At 65.5% G+C, this 15993-nt stretch carries 14 protein-coding genes and 1 tRNA gene; 7 read left to right on the top strand and 8 right to left on the bottom strand.

Features of this window, described 5'->3' with window-relative positions:
• Positions 1–94: 94 nt before the first annotated feature.
• On the bottom strand, positions 95–595 hold the full coding sequence (locus SALB1_RS03805) for a hypothetical protein (RefSeq protein ID WP_255414491.1): 501 nt from the start codon (positions 593–595) through the stop codon (positions 95–97).
• Between the two features lie 80 nt (positions 596–675).
• Positions 676–2403 carry a ubiquinone-dependent pyruvate dehydrogenase gene (gene poxB, locus SALB1_RS03810; RefSeq protein ID WP_109995255.1) on the bottom strand — a complete coding sequence of 576 codons (1728 nt, stop codon included), beginning with the start codon at positions 2401–2403 and terminating at the stop codon, positions 676–678.
• A 182-nt stretch (positions 2404–2585) separates the two neighbouring features.
• Between poxB and SALB1_RS03815 the strand changes: the two genes are divergently transcribed.
• The 4 genes from SALB1_RS03815 (at position 2586) to SALB1_RS03830 (ending at position 6456) form a co-directional block, all read left to right on the top strand.
• Positions 2586–3194, top strand: coding sequence for a TetR/AcrR family transcriptional regulator (locus SALB1_RS03815; RefSeq protein WP_109992648.1), 609 nt, complete (start codon positions 2586–2588; stop codon positions 3192–3194).
• Positions 3185–4165: a nitrilase-related carbon-nitrogen hydrolase gene (locus SALB1_RS03820; RefSeq protein WP_109992649.1), complete on the top strand. Its 981-nt coding sequence runs from the start codon at positions 3185–3187 to the stop codon at positions 4163–4165. Before SALB1_RS03815 ends, SALB1_RS03820 begins: the two co-directional genes overlap by 10 nt.
• Entirely contained in the window at positions 4162–5205 is a 1044-nt protein-coding gene (locus SALB1_RS03825; RefSeq protein WP_199678686.1) for an agmatine/peptidylarginine deiminase, read from the top strand. The genes SALB1_RS03820 and SALB1_RS03825 overlap by 4 nt, the downstream gene beginning before the upstream one ends.
• A gap of 465 nt (positions 5206–5670) precedes the next feature.
• On the top strand, positions 5671–6456 hold the full coding sequence (locus SALB1_RS03830) for a formate/nitrite transporter family protein (protein ID WP_109992650.1): 786 nt from the start codon (positions 5671–5673) through the stop codon (positions 6454–6456).
• Positions 6457–6639: 183 nt separating this feature from the next.
• On the opposite strand, the gene SALB1_RS03835 is transcribed toward SALB1_RS03830, so the two are convergent.
• Together SALB1_RS03835 and SALB1_RS03840 are read right to left on the bottom strand one after the other, a co-directional pair.
• Positions 6640–7170: a DUF4142 domain-containing protein gene (locus SALB1_RS03835; protein ID WP_109992651.1), complete on the bottom strand. Its 531-nt coding sequence runs from the start codon at positions 7168–7170 to the stop codon at positions 6640–6642.
• Between the two features lie 137 nt (positions 7171–7307).
• Positions 7308–7760, bottom strand: coding sequence for a GAF domain-containing protein (locus SALB1_RS03840; protein ID WP_109992652.1), 453 nt, complete (start codon positions 7758–7760; stop codon positions 7308–7310).
• Between the two features lie 129 nt (positions 7761–7889).
• Here SALB1_RS03840 and SALB1_RS03845 point away from each other — a divergent pair, with 129 nt between their 5' ends.
• From SALB1_RS03845 to SALB1_RS03855, 3 genes are all read left to right on the top strand, one after another.
• Positions 7890–9422 (top strand): BCCT family transporter, encoded by a 1533-nt coding sequence (locus SALB1_RS03845; protein WP_109995257.1) that lies wholly within the window; start codon positions 7890–7892, stop codon positions 9420–9422.
• 312 nt (positions 9423–9734) lie between these two features.
• Complete coding sequence (locus tag SALB1_RS03850) at positions 9735–10637, top strand: ketopantoate reductase family protein (protein WP_199678687.1); 903 nt, start codon at positions 9735–9737, stop codon at positions 10635–10637.
• A 186-nt stretch (positions 10638–10823) separates the two neighbouring features.
• Entirely contained in the window at positions 10824–11216 is a 393-nt protein-coding gene (locus SALB1_RS03855) for a DUF4186 domain-containing protein (protein WP_109992653.1), read from the top strand.
• Positions 11217–11406: 190 nt separating this feature from the next.
• Here SALB1_RS03855 and SALB1_RS03860 read toward each other — a convergent pair whose 3' ends face one another.
• The 4 genes from SALB1_RS03860 to SALB1_RS03880 form a co-directional block, all read right to left on the bottom strand.
• Positions 11407–12195, bottom strand: a complete 789-nt coding sequence (locus SALB1_RS03860) for a carbon-nitrogen hydrolase family protein (protein WP_158590613.1) — start codon at positions 12193–12195, stop codon at positions 11407–11409.
• 316 nt (positions 12196–12511) lie between these two features.
• Positions 12512–13108, bottom strand: a complete 597-nt coding sequence (locus SALB1_RS03865) for a cupin domain-containing protein (RefSeq protein WP_370453228.1) — start codon at positions 13106–13108, stop codon at positions 12512–12514.
• A 640-nt stretch (positions 13109–13748) separates the two neighbouring features.
• Positions 13749–13825, bottom strand: a tRNA-Arg gene (locus SALB1_RS03875).
• A 117-nt stretch (positions 13826–13942) separates the two neighbouring features.
• Positions 13943–15955, bottom strand: coding sequence for a UvrD-helicase domain-containing protein (locus SALB1_RS03880; RefSeq protein WP_109992656.1), 2013 nt, complete (start codon positions 15953–15955; stop codon positions 13943–13945).
• Between the last annotated feature and the right edge of the window lie 38 nt (positions 15956–15993).

The following is a 15993-nucleotide window of genomic DNA, read 5'->3' on the forward strand; positions in this document are numbered from 1 at the left end:
CTAATAAAATCCCGCGGTGTCCCACTGATAAACGATTTGGTCTAACGCCAAGTAGGCGAAATATATCTAACACTATATATACCGCCATCCATATCTATATATCTCCAACGATTCGGTCCACCAGATTGAGGTCGGCGGCCACGCCGTAAGCCACAACCCAGGCGCGCTCGGCGGGTTGCCAGCGACCACCGGCTCGCCTTACTTGCTCGCGGAGTTCGCACTCCTCGTATTCGATTCTCAGGAGTACGGGCTCGTCGGCCGCCCGTTGCATTAGATGCTGTTCGCGGCTATTCGCCGGCCGCCATGGCAACGTTTTCTCGATCAGTTCGACGGTTTTGTGGCGTTGCCCGGTATCGCTGTCGTAGCGGTATCGCACACAAACCAGCCGCTCGCCGTACTTCTGGCCCCATTGCTTGGTCCCGTTCTGGCCGGGCTTGAGATGCAGTCTAGTTTCCATCGGCGCCCCTTCGCCTTGGCATGGATCGACGTTATCGCGATTTAGTTGGGCCGTGAAGCCAGTCGCAACCCGGCAGAGCGTATGGCGTTCTATCGTCTTGTGAAAGCTGAATTTTCCGAAACATTGAAACTGCGCCATTCGGCAATGCAAGGCACGAACTCGCGCGTTGTCAAGCCATTGCTATACCGGAACCGCCGTCTTTGGGCTGAGCGCCGCGGTTACCGCCCCCACCAGTTCGTCTTGCCCAGATCCACGACTTCATCCCCCCGCCCGCTCATCACCGCCCGCAGCATGTACAGCGAGAACCCGCGCGCCTGCTTGGCCTCGATCTTCGGCGGCATGGACAGTTCCTGCTTGGCGGTACGTACGTCGACCACCACCGGGCCGTGGTGCTCGAAGGCCTGCTTGAGCGCTTCGTCGAGGTCGGCGGAGGCGGTGACCTGGATGCCGCGGATGCCGAGCGATTCGGCGAGCTTGGCGAAATCCACACGCGGGATGTTGGTGGTGGAATCGACATAACCAGCCGCTTTCATCTCCATGGCGACGAAGCCGAGGGTTTCGTTGTTGTAGACGATGACTTTCACCGGCAGCTTTTCGGCGGCGAGCGTGATCAGATCGCCCATGAGCATGGTGACGCCGCCGTCGCCGGCCAGGGCCACGACCTGGCGCTCCGGGTAGGCGACCTGCCAGCCAAGTGCGGCGGGCACGGCGACGGCCATGGAGCCGTGCATGAAGCTGCCGGTGAGCCGGCGTTCGCGGGTCATGCGGATATAGCGGGCAGCCCAGACGGTGGGCGTGCCGACGTCGGCGGTAAATACGGCATCGTCGTGCGCGAGTGCGGAGACACGGGCGGTGAGGTATTGCGGGTGCAGCGGTGCATCGCCCTCGCGCGGGGTGGCCAGGTCGTCGAGATTCGCGCGGGCTTTCTTGTAGTGCGACTGGCAGGCGTCCAGGAACTTGGTGCTGGCGTTGTCCTCGAGCTTGGGAATGAGCGCGGCAAGCGTGGGGCCGATATCGCCGACCAGGCCCATGGTGAGCGGCGAGCGCCGGCCGAGGTGCGCGCCGCGGATATCGATCTGCACGATATTGCCGTGTTCGGGGAAAAACTCGCGATACGGGAAATTCGTGCCCAGCATGATGAGCAGATCGCATTCGCGCATGGCGTGATAGCCGGAGGAGAAACCGATCAGCCCGGTCATGCCGACGTCATAGGAATTATCGTATTCCAGCGATTGCTTGCCGCGCAGCGCGTGCACAATCGGCGCCTTGAGGCGTTCGGCCAGCGCCAGCACCTCGTCGTGATAACCCTCGCAGCCATAGCCGCCGAGGATGGTGATCTTGGTCGCGTCGTTGATGTGCCCGGCCAGCACGTCCAGCGCCTCGACCGGGGGCACCACGGTCGGGCGCACGGGCGGCTGCCAGCACAGGGAATGCGGGGGCGCCTCGGACAAGGCCACGTCGCCCGGCAGCACGATGACCGACACCGAGCGATTCACGATCGCGCTGTTCATCGCCGCTTCCAGCACCTGCGGTATCTGGGCCGGGTTGGAGACCAGTTCGCAGTAGTCGCTGCATTCACGGAAAAGATTCTGCGGGTGGGTCTCCTGGAAATAGCCGAGCCCGATCTCGGAGGACGGGATCTGGGCGGCGATGGCGAGCATCGGCACATGGGCGCGCTGGGCTTCGAACAGGCCGTTGATGAGATGCAGGTTGCCCGGCCCGCAGGAGCCGGCACAGACCGCCAGCCCGCCGTGGGCATCGCCCTCGCCGGCGGCGGCGAGGGCCGCGACTTCCTCGTGGCGTACACCGATCCAGCGGATCGCCTCGCGCTGGCGCAGCGCTTCGGTGAAGCCGTTGAGCGAGTCGCCCGGCAGGCCCCAGACATTCTGTACGCCGGCCTGGATGAGCAGGTCGGCAAGCACATCGGCGATTGTGTTCCTGGCCATCGATACATCCCGTTGGGCGCCGCGCACGAAAGCCGCAGCCTGAATGATTGGCTTCATCCTACACCGATCACCCGGGTCGAATGATAGCCTCGAAAATAATTTGACTGAATATTCAGTCAGTATAATAATCGAGTCTGTAAGTAAGCCGCTCCCGGCTCGAACAACCGCGGATTCGACGATTCATGGCCCGCAAGAACGACAGCGACGAAACCCGCACCCGCATCGTGGCAGCCGCCGTGCGCTGCGTGGCGCGGCGCGGTGTGCGCGGGCTGCGCATGGCGGATGTGGGCCGCGAGGCGGGCGTGTCCTCGGGTTTGCTCTATTATCATTTTGCCGATCGCGACGGCCTGCTGGCGGCCACGCTGGCTCATGTGAACGACACCGCCGCGGCCGGGCGTAACCAGGCGAGCGTGAGTGGGCGCGATGCGCTCATCGACAATCTCGTCGACGAAATCGCGGACGAGCCGGACGTACGCGACCACGCCGCCGCCTGGCACGAGATCAACGCCTCGGCCGTGTTCGACGCCACCCTGGCCGCCCCGCTGCGCGCCACCACGGCCGACTGGCAACAGCGCATCGCCGACGAACTGGTACAAACGGCGCCCGAGGGCGCGCCATGCGATCGCGAAGCCGCCGAAGCGCAGGCCGTGATCGCCACCGCGCTGGTGGACGGCTTGTCCCAGCGATGGCTGACCGGCCGTCTTGCCACCGAGGAGGCGCGCGGCCTGCTGCGCCGTGCCCTGATTCAGCAATTCGGCGGCCCGCCCGCCGGGAGCAACCCATGCAACTGATCGAAAACAGCAACCCGCCCGCCTCACTGGCCCGGGCGGAACCGTCGCATCGCGCGCCGCTGCGCGTGGCACTCATTCAGCACGCCTGGCAGCCCGACCGCGAGGCGCTTATCCAGCATCTGGACGAAGCCATCGGCCGCGCGGCCGAAGCCGGCGCGAAGGCGGTGTTCCTGCCGGAGATCACGCTGCTGCGCTACCCGGCCGATCAACGCGCGACCGGCACCGCCGCCGGCGGCGCGGAAGACCTGGAGACCGGGCCGACGATGGCTTTCGCCCGCGCGGCGGCCAGTCGCTACGGCATCGCCGTGCATGCCTCGCTCTACCAGCGCGACGACGGTACCGACGGGCTGGGGCTGAACACGGCGATTCTGGTCTCGCCCGAGGGCGAGCTGATCGGCGCGACCCACAAGCTGCATATTCCGGTCACGGAAGGCTATTTCGAGAACACCTACTTCCGCGAAGGCCCGGCGGACAATCCGTACCCGGTGTATCGCCACGCGGCACTCGGCGATGCGGCCATCGGCCTGCCGACCTGCTGGGATGAGTGGTTCCCGGAAGTCGCGCGGGCGTACTCGCTGGGCGGCGCCGAGATTCTGGCCTACCCCTCGGCGATCGGTTCGGAGCCGGATTTCCCGGATTTCGATACCCAGCCGCTGTGGCGCCACGTGATCGTGGGCAACGGCATTGCCTCCGGCACGTTCATGATCGTGCCCAACCGCATCGGAAATGAAGGCCGCATCACCTTCTACGGTAGCTCGTTCATCTCCGATCCGTACGGCCGCGTGCTGGTCGAGGCGCCGCGCGATGCCGAGGCGATTCTGGTCGCCGATCTGGATCTGGACCAACGCCGCGACTGGCTCACGTTATTCCCGTTTCTGACCACGCGGCGGCCCGATACCTACGGCGCGCTCACCGCGCCGGCCGACCCTGACCGGCCGCTGGGCGGCACCGACGAGAGCCATTCCCGATGAGCGATGTACTGACCGGCTGGCGCATGCCGGCCGAAACCGTGGCCCAGGAACGGGTCTGGATGGGTTTTCCGCCGGCCGGGCCCACGGCTGGCGAAAGCGCCGAGGCGCTGGACGAGGCCCGTCGCGCCTGGTGCGCAGTGGCCCACGCCATCGCCGAATTCCAGCCCGTTACCCTGCTGGTGGACCCGGCCGATGAAGCAGTCGCGCCACGTTATGTGTCGAGCGCGATCGAGCGCGTGACCGTACCGCTGGACGATGCCTGGCTGCGCGACATCGGGCCGAGCTTCGTGCTCGACGACGACGGCGCGCTGGGTGCGGTGAACTGGCGCTTCAATGGCTGGGGCGAACGCGAATGGGCGCACTGGGGCAAGGACGACCGGGTGGCGGCGGCCATCGCCGAACTCGCCGGCGCGCGTCGCATCGACTCGCGACTGGTCAACGAAGGCGGCGGCATCGCCGTGGATGGAGCCGGCACGGTGCTGCTCACCGATAGCGTCCAGCGCGATCCGCGCCGCAACCCGGGCATCTCGCGGGCCCGGGTGGAAGCTGAAATGGCGCGCACGCTCGGGGCCGACAACCCGATCTGGCTGCCGCGCGGCCTGCATCGCGATGCCGAACAGTTCGGCACCTTCGGCCATGTGGATATCATCGCAGCACTCGTCTCGCCGGACTGCGTGGTCGTGCACGACCAGCGCGACGCCTCGCATCCGGACCATGCCATTTGCCGCCAGACGATGGACGTACTCGCCTGGGCCACGACGGCCGACGGCAAGGCCTGGCGAATCGCCCGCCTGCCGGCGCCGGAAACGCTGCGCGATGCGCATGGTTTCGTCGATTACAGCTACATCAATCATCTGCCAATTAACGGCGCGGTGATCGTGCCCACCTTCGACGACCCGGCGGATACCGAAGCGGCCGCGATTCTGGCCGAGCTCTACCCGGGCCGGCGCATCGTGGGCGTGGACGCCCGCGCGATATTCGCCCGCGGCGGCGGCGTGCATTGCATCACGCAGCAACAGCCGCGGCGCGAGCCGATGTAGACCGGGGCCCGTGATAGTTCGTGCGGGCACGCCATGCGTTCACCGATAGCGCCCGACGACCCGGCGATCGGCGCGCCCATTGAACACCGGGCCGCGTTCTGTCGGATTACGCCTGCGGCTAATCCACCTACTGGAACACGGGCGATTCAGACCCGCGGATGACGCGAAGCCGTAGGTCGGGTTAGGCCGCAGGCCGTAAGCCGACAATCCGGCTCTTCGCCGCTCGTGCGTGGTCGGGGCCAACCAACCGCCGGGGCACCGTTAACACAATCGCCGGATCGATCCGCGCGGGCGGCGTTCTGCCAGATGACGCCTGCAGCTAATCCGACCGACTGGAGCACGGGCGATTCCGGGTTGGCCGTCGTCGTGCGGGGCCTTGGTCCGTACAGGATAGCGACACGGTCTCGTATGAAACGACCGCAGGCTCTAATCTAGGGCATCGATTGATTACCCCTCACCGTTCTCATGTCCGACCAAAGAAACGTCGAGACCCGGCTGTCTGCCCGGGCGGTCTACCAGGCCGTGCGCTACGACGGCGAGCAGGAAATGGCGCGGCCACTGGGCTCGCTGTGGTGGTCCGGCGTGGCCGCCGGAATCACACTGGCGAGCTCGGTCGTGGCCAAGGGCCTGCTGCACATGGAACTGCCGGCCACGCCGTGGCGCGCACCCATCGCCGATATCGGCTATTGCGTGGGCTTCGTGCTGGTGGTGCTCGGTCGCATGCAGCTGTTCACGGAAAACACGATCACCGTGGTGCTGCCATTGATGGCCAGGCCGTCCTGGCGCGCCTTGTACGACACACTGCGGCTATGGAGCGTGGTCTTCATTGCCAACATGGCGGGGACATTCATCGCGGCCGTTTTCGTGAATATGGCCGGCGTCGATGCACCGAACCAGCTGCATGCCTTCAACGAGATCGCCGCCCAGGGGGTGCTGGGCAGCGACTGGATTGGCAATATGCTACGCGCGATTCCGGCCGGCTTCTTCGTGGCGGCCCTGGTGTGGATGCTGCCCAACGCCCGCGGCTTCGAGATCTGGGTGATCATGCTGCCGACCTATGTCATCGCCCTCGGCGGCTTCGCCCACGTGGTGGTCGGTTCGATGGAGGTCTGGCTGCTTATTCTCGCCGGCCATCTGAGCGTGATCGACGGGCTGTGGGGCTTTGTCGCCCCGGCGCTGCTGGGCAACGTTCTGGGCGGTACCGTGCTGTTCTCGCTGCTTGCTTATGGACAAGTTCGGCGCGAGATCTAGAGCTGCGAACAGGCGCCGCCCGGCTGAATGCGCTGTAATACCCGGGAACCGGTGCGGAACATCACGTCGGGTGGATCAGGATGGGCAGCGGAGGCATCCCTCCGCTGCCCCGATACCGAGCCGGAGCATCCGCCGCATGGGACCGCGACGACGGCAGGCCCGCCCGATAACCGAAACCGACGATCAGGATTTGGTCGTTACGGCCTGCTGCATGTGCTTGGCCATGGACAGATGATGCTGGATCACCGGCAGGCCACTGGCCGCCAGTTTGCTGATCGCAGCGTCATTGTGGCTGCGCTTTTCGTTTTTGAATAACGCCACGGCCTGCTCGTGCCCTTTCACGTTGAAGCGGGCGTAAGCCTTGTTGAACTGGCGGCCCGAAAGCTGGCTGAGTTGCTGGTATTTGTGCTGCAACTTCGGCGGCAGGCTGTCCGGCAGCTTCAGATGCTCCGACTTGGCCGTGCGGACAAGCTTGTGCTGGAGCCTGGTGTGATCCGACAACATCTTTTTGGCAAACGACAGAACAGCCGGATTCTCGCTCTTGCGCTGCGCGAGCTTGCCGAGCTTGATCTCGAGCTTGTTGGTGGCCGCCGCCTCGGTGACGAAGTGCTGCGCGGTCAGGCCCGATGGCGCGGCCCCGGCCACCATCGGCACAGCCGCCAACGCGAGCGTGGCAGATGCAACCGCAAACTTGTGGTAACGACGAATATCCATTGGGGATCTCGACTGTTCAGTGACACCCTCAACCTAGCAAGGCCCGCCAGGACACGCCAAACCGCCACGTTAATCGGGCGGCAAGGTGCACCAGCCCCGCGGCGGCTACGAACCGCCAACCGGTAGTTGGGGCATGATCACGCAAGATCGCTTGCGGCCACGAAACGGCGGCAGAGGTTCTCGATAGCGGCCTGGTCGGCGGCATCGAACCGTTGCCGGCGCGGGCTGTCGATATCCAGCACGCCCCATAACCAGTCGCCGACCACGATCGGCACCACAAGCTCGGAACGCGAAGCGACGTCGCAGGCGATGTGTCCGGGAAAGGCGTGCACGTCATCCACGCGCTGCGTTACGCGGGTCCGGGCCGCGCGGCCACAAACGCCGCGGTCGAAAGGAATCGGATTGCACGCCGGCAGGCCCTGGAACGGCCCGAGCACGAGTGTGCGCTCGCTACGCTGGAGATAGAAGCCAACCCAGTTCAAGTCGGCGAACTGCTGGCGAATGAACGCCACCGTCTGGGCCGCGTTGGTCAGCCAGTCGCGGGTATCCAGCAGGCTGGCGAGTTGACGTTCGAGCAGATCTCCGCTCATCGAAGGCACTCCGAAAAAATTCGCGCACGAGCATTGATGATAAGCGCGCTCGCCACAAGCGTTCGCACCGCCCGAGATGCACCGCATCGCAAGAACGGGCACCATGGGCGGTTTTACCCGGTATTCTCCATGACCCATGATCGCCCCGGCGGCCGTATGGACCGGCTCACGCTGAGTCTGTCGGTTGGCTTCGTCGCTGTATTTCTCGTTGCTTCGCTATTCGATCTGTCCGGCGTATCGGCCGCGATCAGTGCCGGCTTCACCTGGACCGCGAAGACGCTCGGCGCCTACTTCGAATGGCTGCTTCTGGCGACTTTCTTCATCGCGCTGGGCATCGCCGCCAGCCCCGCCGGGCGGGCGCGCATCGGCCGTGCGGAAGAACCCGAGTTCACAACCTTCCAGTGGCTGTCGATCATCATGTGCACACTGCTGGCGGGCGGTGGCGTGTTCTTCGCCGCCGGCGAGCCGGTTTATCATTTTCTCAACACGCCACCCGCGTTCGACACCAACGCCGGCACCGCCGCGGCCGTGCCGACCGCGTTGGCGCAGGCGTTCATGCACTGGGGCTTTCTGGCCTGGGCCATCCTCGGCGCACTCACCGCGGTGGTCCTGGCCCGGGCTCACTACGACCAGGGCCAGCCGCTGCGCCCGCGGGCCCTGCTTTCGGGCGTGTTCGGCCCGCGTGTAATCGCCGGCCCGCTGGGCAGCGTGGTGGACGCCGTCTGCGTGATCTCGGTTGTGGCCGGCACGGTCGGCCCGATCGGCTTTCTGGCCACCCAGGTCGGCTATGGTCTGCATGTGCTGATCGGCACGCCATCCGGCCTCGCGACGCAGCTGACGATCGTGGCCGTGCTGGGTCTGGTGTATGTCACTTCGGCCGTCACCGGTCTGGCGCGCGGCATCCAGTGGTTGAGCCGCTTCAACGTCATTCTCGCGCTGGTCATCGCCGCGGTGATCATCGTGTTCGGCGCCACCAGCTTTCTGATCGACGCCTGGACGGAGGCGATGGGCACCTACATCAGCGCCTTTTTCACCATGGCGACCCAGACACCGCTGACCGCGCCCGCCGGCTGGCTGAAGTGGTGGACCATCTTCTTCTTCGCCTGGTTCATCGGCTACGGCCCGCTGATGGCGATTTTCGTGGCGCGTATTTCGCGCGGGCGAACGCTGCGCCAGATGATCGTGTCGGTCGCCGTGCTCGCGCCAATCGCCACCACGATCTGGTTCACCCTGCTCGGTGGCTCCGGCATCCACGGACAAATGACCGGCGCGTTCGATCTCACCCAGCCGCTGTCGGCGTTCAAGTTCGATGTGGCAACGCTTACCGTGGCGCAGTCGCTGCCCGGCGGGCTCGTGATGGCGCTGGCGATTCTGTTGCTCACCTCGATCTTCGTCGCCACCACCGGTGATTCGATGAGCTACGCGATCGCCGTGGTGCACACCGGGGACGAAAACCCGCCCGCCGGTCTGCGTGCATTCTGGGGCATTCTCATGGCGGCGATGGCGGCCGTGCTGCTGGCCATGGGCCATGGCCAGATCAGTGCGCTGCAGCAGTTCATCGTGATCACCGCCATCCCGGTCTCGCTGGTATTGCTGCCTTCGCTGTGGACCGGCCCGCGGGCCGCGATGGCGATGGCCCGTGACCAGGGCGTACTGGCATAGCCCGGCCTGCACCCGACCCCGGCGATCATACGGCATTCGGCGCCATGCGATCGCCGGCGGTTCCGCGCGGGCAACCGGCATCCCGTCGCGGGCCGGCCGCGTGGCACGGGCGGGCTCGACGGGCACGACGTCATCGCTCGCACACCGGGAGCAGCCGGGCCTTGATCCGGCTGGTTGTTTACGCTCATTCGCGCGCATCGGCGGACAAAAAGCCCGGCTGATTCGGCCGACGGCCCATGCCGGGGCCGGCAAGCCACCCGCGGTCGCGCCGGGTATCATCCCTGGCAGCACAAGCAACATCCAATTTGCCCCGTGACCGATTCCACCGCGACAGTGCTGCCCGACGAACACGCCCGATGGCACGTGGTGGGCGCGGGCCGTATGGGCACGCTGGCGGCGTTTTATCTTCAATCCGCCGGGGCGAAGGTCACGGTCGTTCGGCCGGGCGAGGCGCACCAGCGCCGGGTGCGGCTGGCCTTCGCCGACGCCACGATCCGGGATATTGAACTCGACGTACTGCCGCCCGCCGACTGTGGCCCCGTTTCGCGTCTGCTGATCGCGTCGAAGACGCCCTATTCCGCTGCCGCGCTGGCACGCGTGAACCTTGTCGAGAACGCCGAGGTCATCCGCCTGCAGAACGGAATCGGCAGCCTGGACGGCCGGCTCGCGTCCGGGCAACGCTTGATCGAGGGCGTCACCGCCAGCGCGGTAATGGCCGCCGACGAAGCCACGCTGCGCGTGGTTGCCGAAAATACAACGACGTTTGGCGGCGGCACACGGCCGCCCTGGTTCGACCCACTCGCCGCACACTGGCCGCGGCTGTATTGGGCCGACGACATCCGGCCCGTGCAATGGCGAAAACTGGTGGTTAACGCCGCGCTCAATCCGCTCACCGCGATTCATGACGTACCCAACGGCGCCTTGCTCGAACGCGCCGATCTGCAGGCCGATATGCGGGCGCTGATCGACGAGGCCGACGCCCTGCTGGCCCGTTTGGACCCGCGCTGGCCGGGCGATTCCCATGCCGCAGTCGCGGCCGTGGTCCGCGCCACCGCCGCCAACACATCGTCGATGCGAGCGGATGTCCAGGCGGGCGCAACCACCGAAATCGATGCCATCAATGGCTGGCTGCTGCATCGGGCCGCGGCGCTGGATATGGACCTGCCGACACATCGGCGTATCGTGGATTGCGTGCACGCACTCGAACCAGGCTAGCGCCCTGCAACGCTGGTTCACGGCATGGGTTTCGAGCGGGTTTTCGTACCCAGCAACGTGCGTCGTGCCGGCTGGGGCCTACCCTTGCCCGGCGGCATGACGCAATCCGCAGACGGCGGTCGTGGCGCGCCTAGGCTTCTTGGCGCCCAGGCTTTGAACACAGCAAAACACCCGGAACAACGCCCCATGCGCTCTCTGGACTCGCTTTTCGACGCCCTGGCCCGATCGCGCTTTCGGTCGCGTTTCGAACTCGGGCCGCGCGAGCAAGCCGATCTCGATCGGCACGGCCTCGATACCATCCGCGTTCATGCCGCCCGCTTCGTCGACGAACGGCTGGCGCCGGCCGGGCCGGTCAACGACGGCAAACAGACGCCCATGCGCAACCACCCGGTCTTCGTCGCCCAGCATGCGACTGCCACATGCTGCCGGCATTGTCTGGCGAGATGGCACGGGATTGCACCGCATCGGCTACTGAGCGACGCGGAGCGGCGCTACATCTGCGACGTGATCATGGCCTGGCTGGCCCGCCGGTACGATCCCGCACACGCCCGGGCGCCGCGCCAGGCCGAGCTATTCTAGGGCCTGGGATCGGCCCTATTAATCCGGCATCAAAACAGCTGACTTCATCAGCTGTTTTCACCGCCTCAAAAATAAAAGCCGGCGCCTGTCCGTCTTTTATTTTCCAAGGCTTCGCGGCCAATAGCCGCGGCGAGCATGCGGTCGCATACTCGCGCCATCAACCCGAAAAATCATCTATTTTTGTGCCGGGTCAATAGCTCACCGGCGGCACCGGGCGGCGCAAGGCAAGGTAATCCGGGCGCGTCTCGGTTTCCACTGCCAGCGACACATCGGCCAGCACGATTCGGCCTGTATGTGGTGGGCAGGCCGCACGCACCCGGCCCGCGGTATCCGCATGACAGCTTTCGCCGGTGAACAGAAACGTCTCGCCCCGGCCAACCTGATTGACGTAGACATGCGGGCGCCGATTTTCCAGCGCCCGGGCCTGCACGCACAGCCGGTGATCGGGGCCGAATGGCCGCATGTTGGCGGACACGCTCACCAACAGCTCGGCACCGCCGGCCGCAAGCGCCCGGCCGATCTCGGGGAACTCGATATCGAAACAAATCATCAGGCCGACGCGCGCGCCGGCCAGGTCGACGATTTGCAGCGCATTGCCCGGCGTGAAGGCTTTGGCCTCGTCGCCGAACAACTGAATCTTGCGATAACAACCGGCGATCCGCCCGTCGCGATCGATCGCCAGCGCACTATTGGCAATGCCGCCATCCGCGCATCGCTCGGCCAGACCCATGATGATCGCCGTGGCGTGTCGTTTCGCGGCAGCGCGCAACCGTGCGACCCGCGCGCCCTCCAGCGTTTCGGCCAAGGCCTCGGCTTGCGTGGTGCTATAGCCGCAGAGAAACAACTCCGGCCACACCATCAAATCCGCTTGTTCGTACTCGGCCAGCGCGGCTTCGACGGTCGCCAGGTTGGTATCGGGCTCACCGACCACCGGGCGCAACTGGGCCAGGGCGACATCAAGACGGGGCGTACCTTGCATCAGCGACACATCCATGTTCGGGGCGCGCATGCCCGCAGCGATTCACCAGGACCGCCCGGGGCCGCGCAGCCGGGATAACCTGTCCGACAATACGCGCATCGCTGCGCTCTATGCATCCCGAACCAACCGCAACGCGGCCGCGGAACGCCAGACAACGATCCGCGCCGCGGCCCGCGTCATCAGCGAATGGCAACACCCGACGGCGGGAACACGACCGGCGCGCCATCCCGCGCTACAGGGCTTGACTGACACGGATCGGGGCCGCCATGCGGCATTGCTCGGCTTGCCTGGCCAATTGCGGGCGCCAACACCGCGCCTAGAACGTCGGCGGAGTCGCCGCACTGACGACCACGCACGGCTCGGAAAACGGATTGCGCATCCGATGAGGGCGCCGGCTGTCGAAGTAATAGGCGTCCCCCGGCTCGAGCACGGTGATCTGGTCGTCGACCGTCAGTTCGAGCCGGCCCGCGACCACCACACCGCCCTCCTCAGAACTGCGCCTTTCATCGTAGCCGTGACCGTAAAGCGATTCGCCAGTATCCGCCCCGGGGGCATAGCGCTCGTGCAGTATCATCATGGCGAAGCCGGCAAGATTTCGCCCCACCTGACGATAGGACAGCCGCTGACCGTCCGCCAGCTCGACCAGCTCATCGGCACGATAGATCACCGGCGCACAAGCCGGCAGCGGGTCGGAAAAGAATGCACTCAACGTCGTTTCGAGCGCATTGAGCACGGACTTGAGCGAGCTGATCGACGGGCTGTGCCGCCCCCGTTCGATGAGCGATATGGATACATGGCTGATACCGCAGCGACGCGCCACCTCTCGAATCGACAAACCGCGACTCCGGCGGAGCTGTTTCAGTCGTTCGCCGTCAGCCAGCTGGGCCGGAACATCCGCCAATACCTGCTCCAATCATTTCCCCCAGACGCAGAAGATATCGCTGTACCTTACATAAATGAACCCCATACAACGTTGCATGGCAAAAAAAACTGCATTGCACGCTGCCTGGAAATACCGCGCGTATTTTCGGAGGACATGGGCGCTTTCGTGATCGCCGTGCGCTTGCGTCTATCGAGGCGATGGGCCCCGGCCCTCACCCGGCGTGACTCGCAGCGGATAACACATGCCCACCGCGATGCCACGGCCGCAAAAACGTTCCAACGTGTGTGCGCAGCGGATGACCGAACGAGCGCAGCAGACGCGCGCCGGTGGCGGCCGAGTATGCCAGCGCTGGTGTCGGCGCCAGGCGCTCCCCCTGTTCGGCCTCGCGCTGCGAAGCCACCGAACCCGACTTGTTATCTGTCGCAGGTTCGAATGAGCTTCGGTTACGCATAAAAAAAAACCCGCACATCTGGCGGGTTCTCTATGTCTGGTGCGCCCGGCAGGATTACTCGACGCTAGCGCGTCTCGCCCTTCGGGCCGGTGACGCTGCGCGCCACCGTTCGGCCTCGCGCTGCGAGGCCGTCGAACCTGACTTGTTATCTGTCGCAGGTTCGAATGGGCTTCGTTCCCGCGATGAAAAAACCCGCACTTTGGCGGGCTCTTACTAATCTGGTGCGCCCGGCAGGATTCGAACCTGCGACCTTCGGCTTCGGAGGCCGACACTCTATCCAGCTGAGCTACGGGCGCTTGCGAATTCGAGAGGATACGCGGTACGCCGGCCATCGTCTATCGCCGCGCGACACGAATCCATGGCCCGCGGGTTTATTCGGGGGCGTCGCGGCTGCGGTAGCCGAGCCCGATACGTCAACTGTCGGCCGACGCGCCGAGCATCGCCCGTAGAGCGGCGACCTGGTCACGGCCCTGCTCTGCGTTGGTCGCCTTGCTGCGCGTGCCGGTCGAGCTCGGCCATTCGAGTTCGTCGGCCGGCAGTTCGTCGAAGAAACGGCTGGGCACGCTGTCGGTTTCCTCGCCGCCGCGCCGGCGCTTGCGGGCGTAGGTCAGCGCCAGGGTCTTGCGCGCCCGGGTGATGCCGACATAGAGCAGGCGGCGTTCTTCCTCGATCTTGTCGTCCTCGAGGCAGGCGTGATGCGGCAGCATGCCTTCTTCCAGGCCCGCGAGGAACACATGATCGAATTCCAGGCCCTTGGCGGCGTGCAACGTGAGCAGATGCACCTGGTTTTCGACGTCCTTTTCCGACTGGTTGGCGAAATCCATCAGCGACAGGCGCCGGACCACGTCCTCGAGCGTCGCCGGCTTGCCGTCCTCGGGATCGCTCATACGGCCGAGCCAGGCGATGAATTCATCCAGATTCTCGATGCGCTTGCGCGCCGCCTTGGTATTGGCGGAGGTGTCGCGCAGCCAGTTGCGATAATCGATGTCGACGATGAGCTGGCTGACCAGCTCTTTCGGCGTCATGCCTTCGCTGTCCTGGGTCAGGTTGCGCAGCCAATCGACGAAATCGGCCAGCCGCCGGCCGGAGCGCTCGCCCACGCCGCCGGCCAGGCCGATACCACGGGCGGCATCGAACAGGCTGATATGGCGCGAGCCGGCATAGCGGCCCAGCGCTTCCAGCGTGGCCGGGCCGATCTCGCGGCGCGGGAGGTTGACGATGCGCAGGAAGGCGGCGTCGTCGTCCGGATTGACCATCAGTTTGAGATAGGTGACCAGGTCACGGATCTCGCTACGCTCGAAGAACGAGCGCCCACCGGAGACGCGATACGGGATATCGCGCTCACGCAGGGCTTTTTCGAACGCGCGCGACTGGAAGTTGCCGCGGTACAGCACGGCGTAGTCGCCGTAGGCGGTGCCCAGACGCAGCTTGTGCGAGGAAATCTCGCTGGCCACGCGCTCGGCCTCGCCGGCTTCGTCGGCGGCGGCCAGCACGCGCACGCGATCGCCCGGCCCCATCGCGCTCCATAACGTCTTTTCGTAGGCGCGCTGGTTCGAGGCGCCGATCAGGCGGTTGGCCGCCGACAGCACGTTGCCCACCGAACGGTAATTCTGTTCGAGCTTGATCACCTTCAGATGCGGGAAATCGCGCGACAGATCGGCGATATTGCCGGGGCGCGCACCGCGCCAGGCATAGATCGACTGGTCGTCGTCGCCGACCACGGTGAAGGCCGCGCGCGCCCCGGCCAGCAGCCGCATCATTTCGTACTGGGCGGCGTTGGTGTCCTGGTACTCGTCGACCAGCAAATAGCGGAACCGGTTCTGCCAGCGCTCGCGCGCTTCGTGATCGGTCGCCAGCAGATGCACGGGCAACGCCAGCAGGTCGTCGAAATCGACCGCGTTATAGGCTTTCAGCCGACGCTGGTATTCGCTGTAGGCGCGGGCCAGCGGCACGTCGCTGCCCGAGGCCTGGGCCTGAGCGGTTTCGGGGTCGACCAGCGCGGATTTCCAATTGCTGATGGCGGCCTTGGTCGCCTTGCGCTGGTCGCCGTCGCGGCCGACCAGATCGGCCAGCACCTTGTCGGCATCCTCGGAATCGAAGATGGAAAAGCGCGGCTTATAGCCCAGCGCGGCATGCTCTTCGCGGATCATCTGCAGGCCGAGGCTGTGGAAAGTGCTCACGGTGAGCCCGCGGGCATCGTCGGCCGAGATGAGCTTGGCGGCGCGCTGTTTCATCTCGCGCGCGGCCTTGTTGGTGAAGGTCACCGCGACCACGCGACGGGCGTCGTAGCCACGCGCGATCAGATGCGCGATCTTGCGCGTGATCACACCCGTCTTGCCCGAGCCGGCACCGGCCAGAACGAGCAGCGGACCGTCGAGATACCGCATCGCGGCATCCTGTTGGGGGTTGAGCTTGGGTAGCGCCATGATCGCGCGATTCTATCAGCCGATCGCGCGCCAGCGTG

The sequence above is a fragment of the Salinisphaera sp. LB1 genome (assembly GCF_003177035.1).
GTDB lineage: Bacteria > Pseudomonadota > Gammaproteobacteria > Nevskiales > Salinisphaeraceae > Salinisphaera.

Excerpts from the sequence above, each read along its gene's own strand:
- SALB1_RS03860 (WP_158590613.1), bottom strand. The coding sequence starts at position 12,195 with ATGCAAGGTACGCCCCGTCTTGATGTCGCCCTGGCCCAGTTGCGCCCG.
- SALB1_RS03805 (WP_255414491.1), bottom strand. The coding sequence starts at position 595 with ATGGCGCAGTTTCAATGTTTCGGAAAATTCAGCTTTCACAAGACGATA.
- SALB1_RS03825 (WP_199678686.1), top strand. The coding sequence starts at position 4,162 with ATGAGCGATGTACTGACCGGCTGGCGCATGCCGGCCGAAACCGTGGCC.
- SALB1_RS03840 (WP_109992652.1), bottom strand. The coding sequence starts at position 7,760 with ATGAGCGGAGATCTGCTCGAACGTCAACTCGCCAGCCTGCTGGATACC.
- SALB1_RS03855 (WP_109992653.1), top strand. The coding sequence starts at position 10,824 with ATGCGCTCTCTGGACTCGCTTTTCGACGCCCTGGCCCGATCGCGCTTT.
- SALB1_RS03820 (WP_109992649.1), top strand. The coding sequence starts at position 3,185 with ATGCAACTGATCGAAAACAGCAACCCGCCCGCCTCACTGGCCCGGGCG.
- SALB1_RS03845 (WP_109995257.1), top strand. The coding sequence starts at position 7,890 with ATGACCCATGATCGCCCCGGCGGCCGTATGGACCGGCTCACGCTGAGT.
- SALB1_RS03815 (WP_109992648.1), top strand. The coding sequence starts at position 2,586 with ATGGCCCGCAAGAACGACAGCGACGAAACCCGCACCCGCATCGTGGCA.
- poxB (WP_109995255.1), bottom strand. The coding sequence starts at position 2,403 with ATGGCCAGGAACACAATCGCCGATGTGCTTGCCGACCTGCTCATCCAG.
- SALB1_RS03830 (WP_109992650.1), top strand. The coding sequence starts at position 5,671 with ATGTCCGACCAAAGAAACGTCGAGACCCGGCTGTCTGCCCGGGCGGTC.
- SALB1_RS03835 (WP_109992651.1), bottom strand. The coding sequence starts at position 7,170 with ATGGATATTCGTCGTTACCACAAGTTTGCGGTTGCATCTGCCACGCTC.
- SALB1_RS03880 (WP_109992656.1), bottom strand. The coding sequence starts at position 15,955 with ATGGCGCTACCCAAGCTCAACCCCCAACAGGATGCCGCGATGCGGTAT.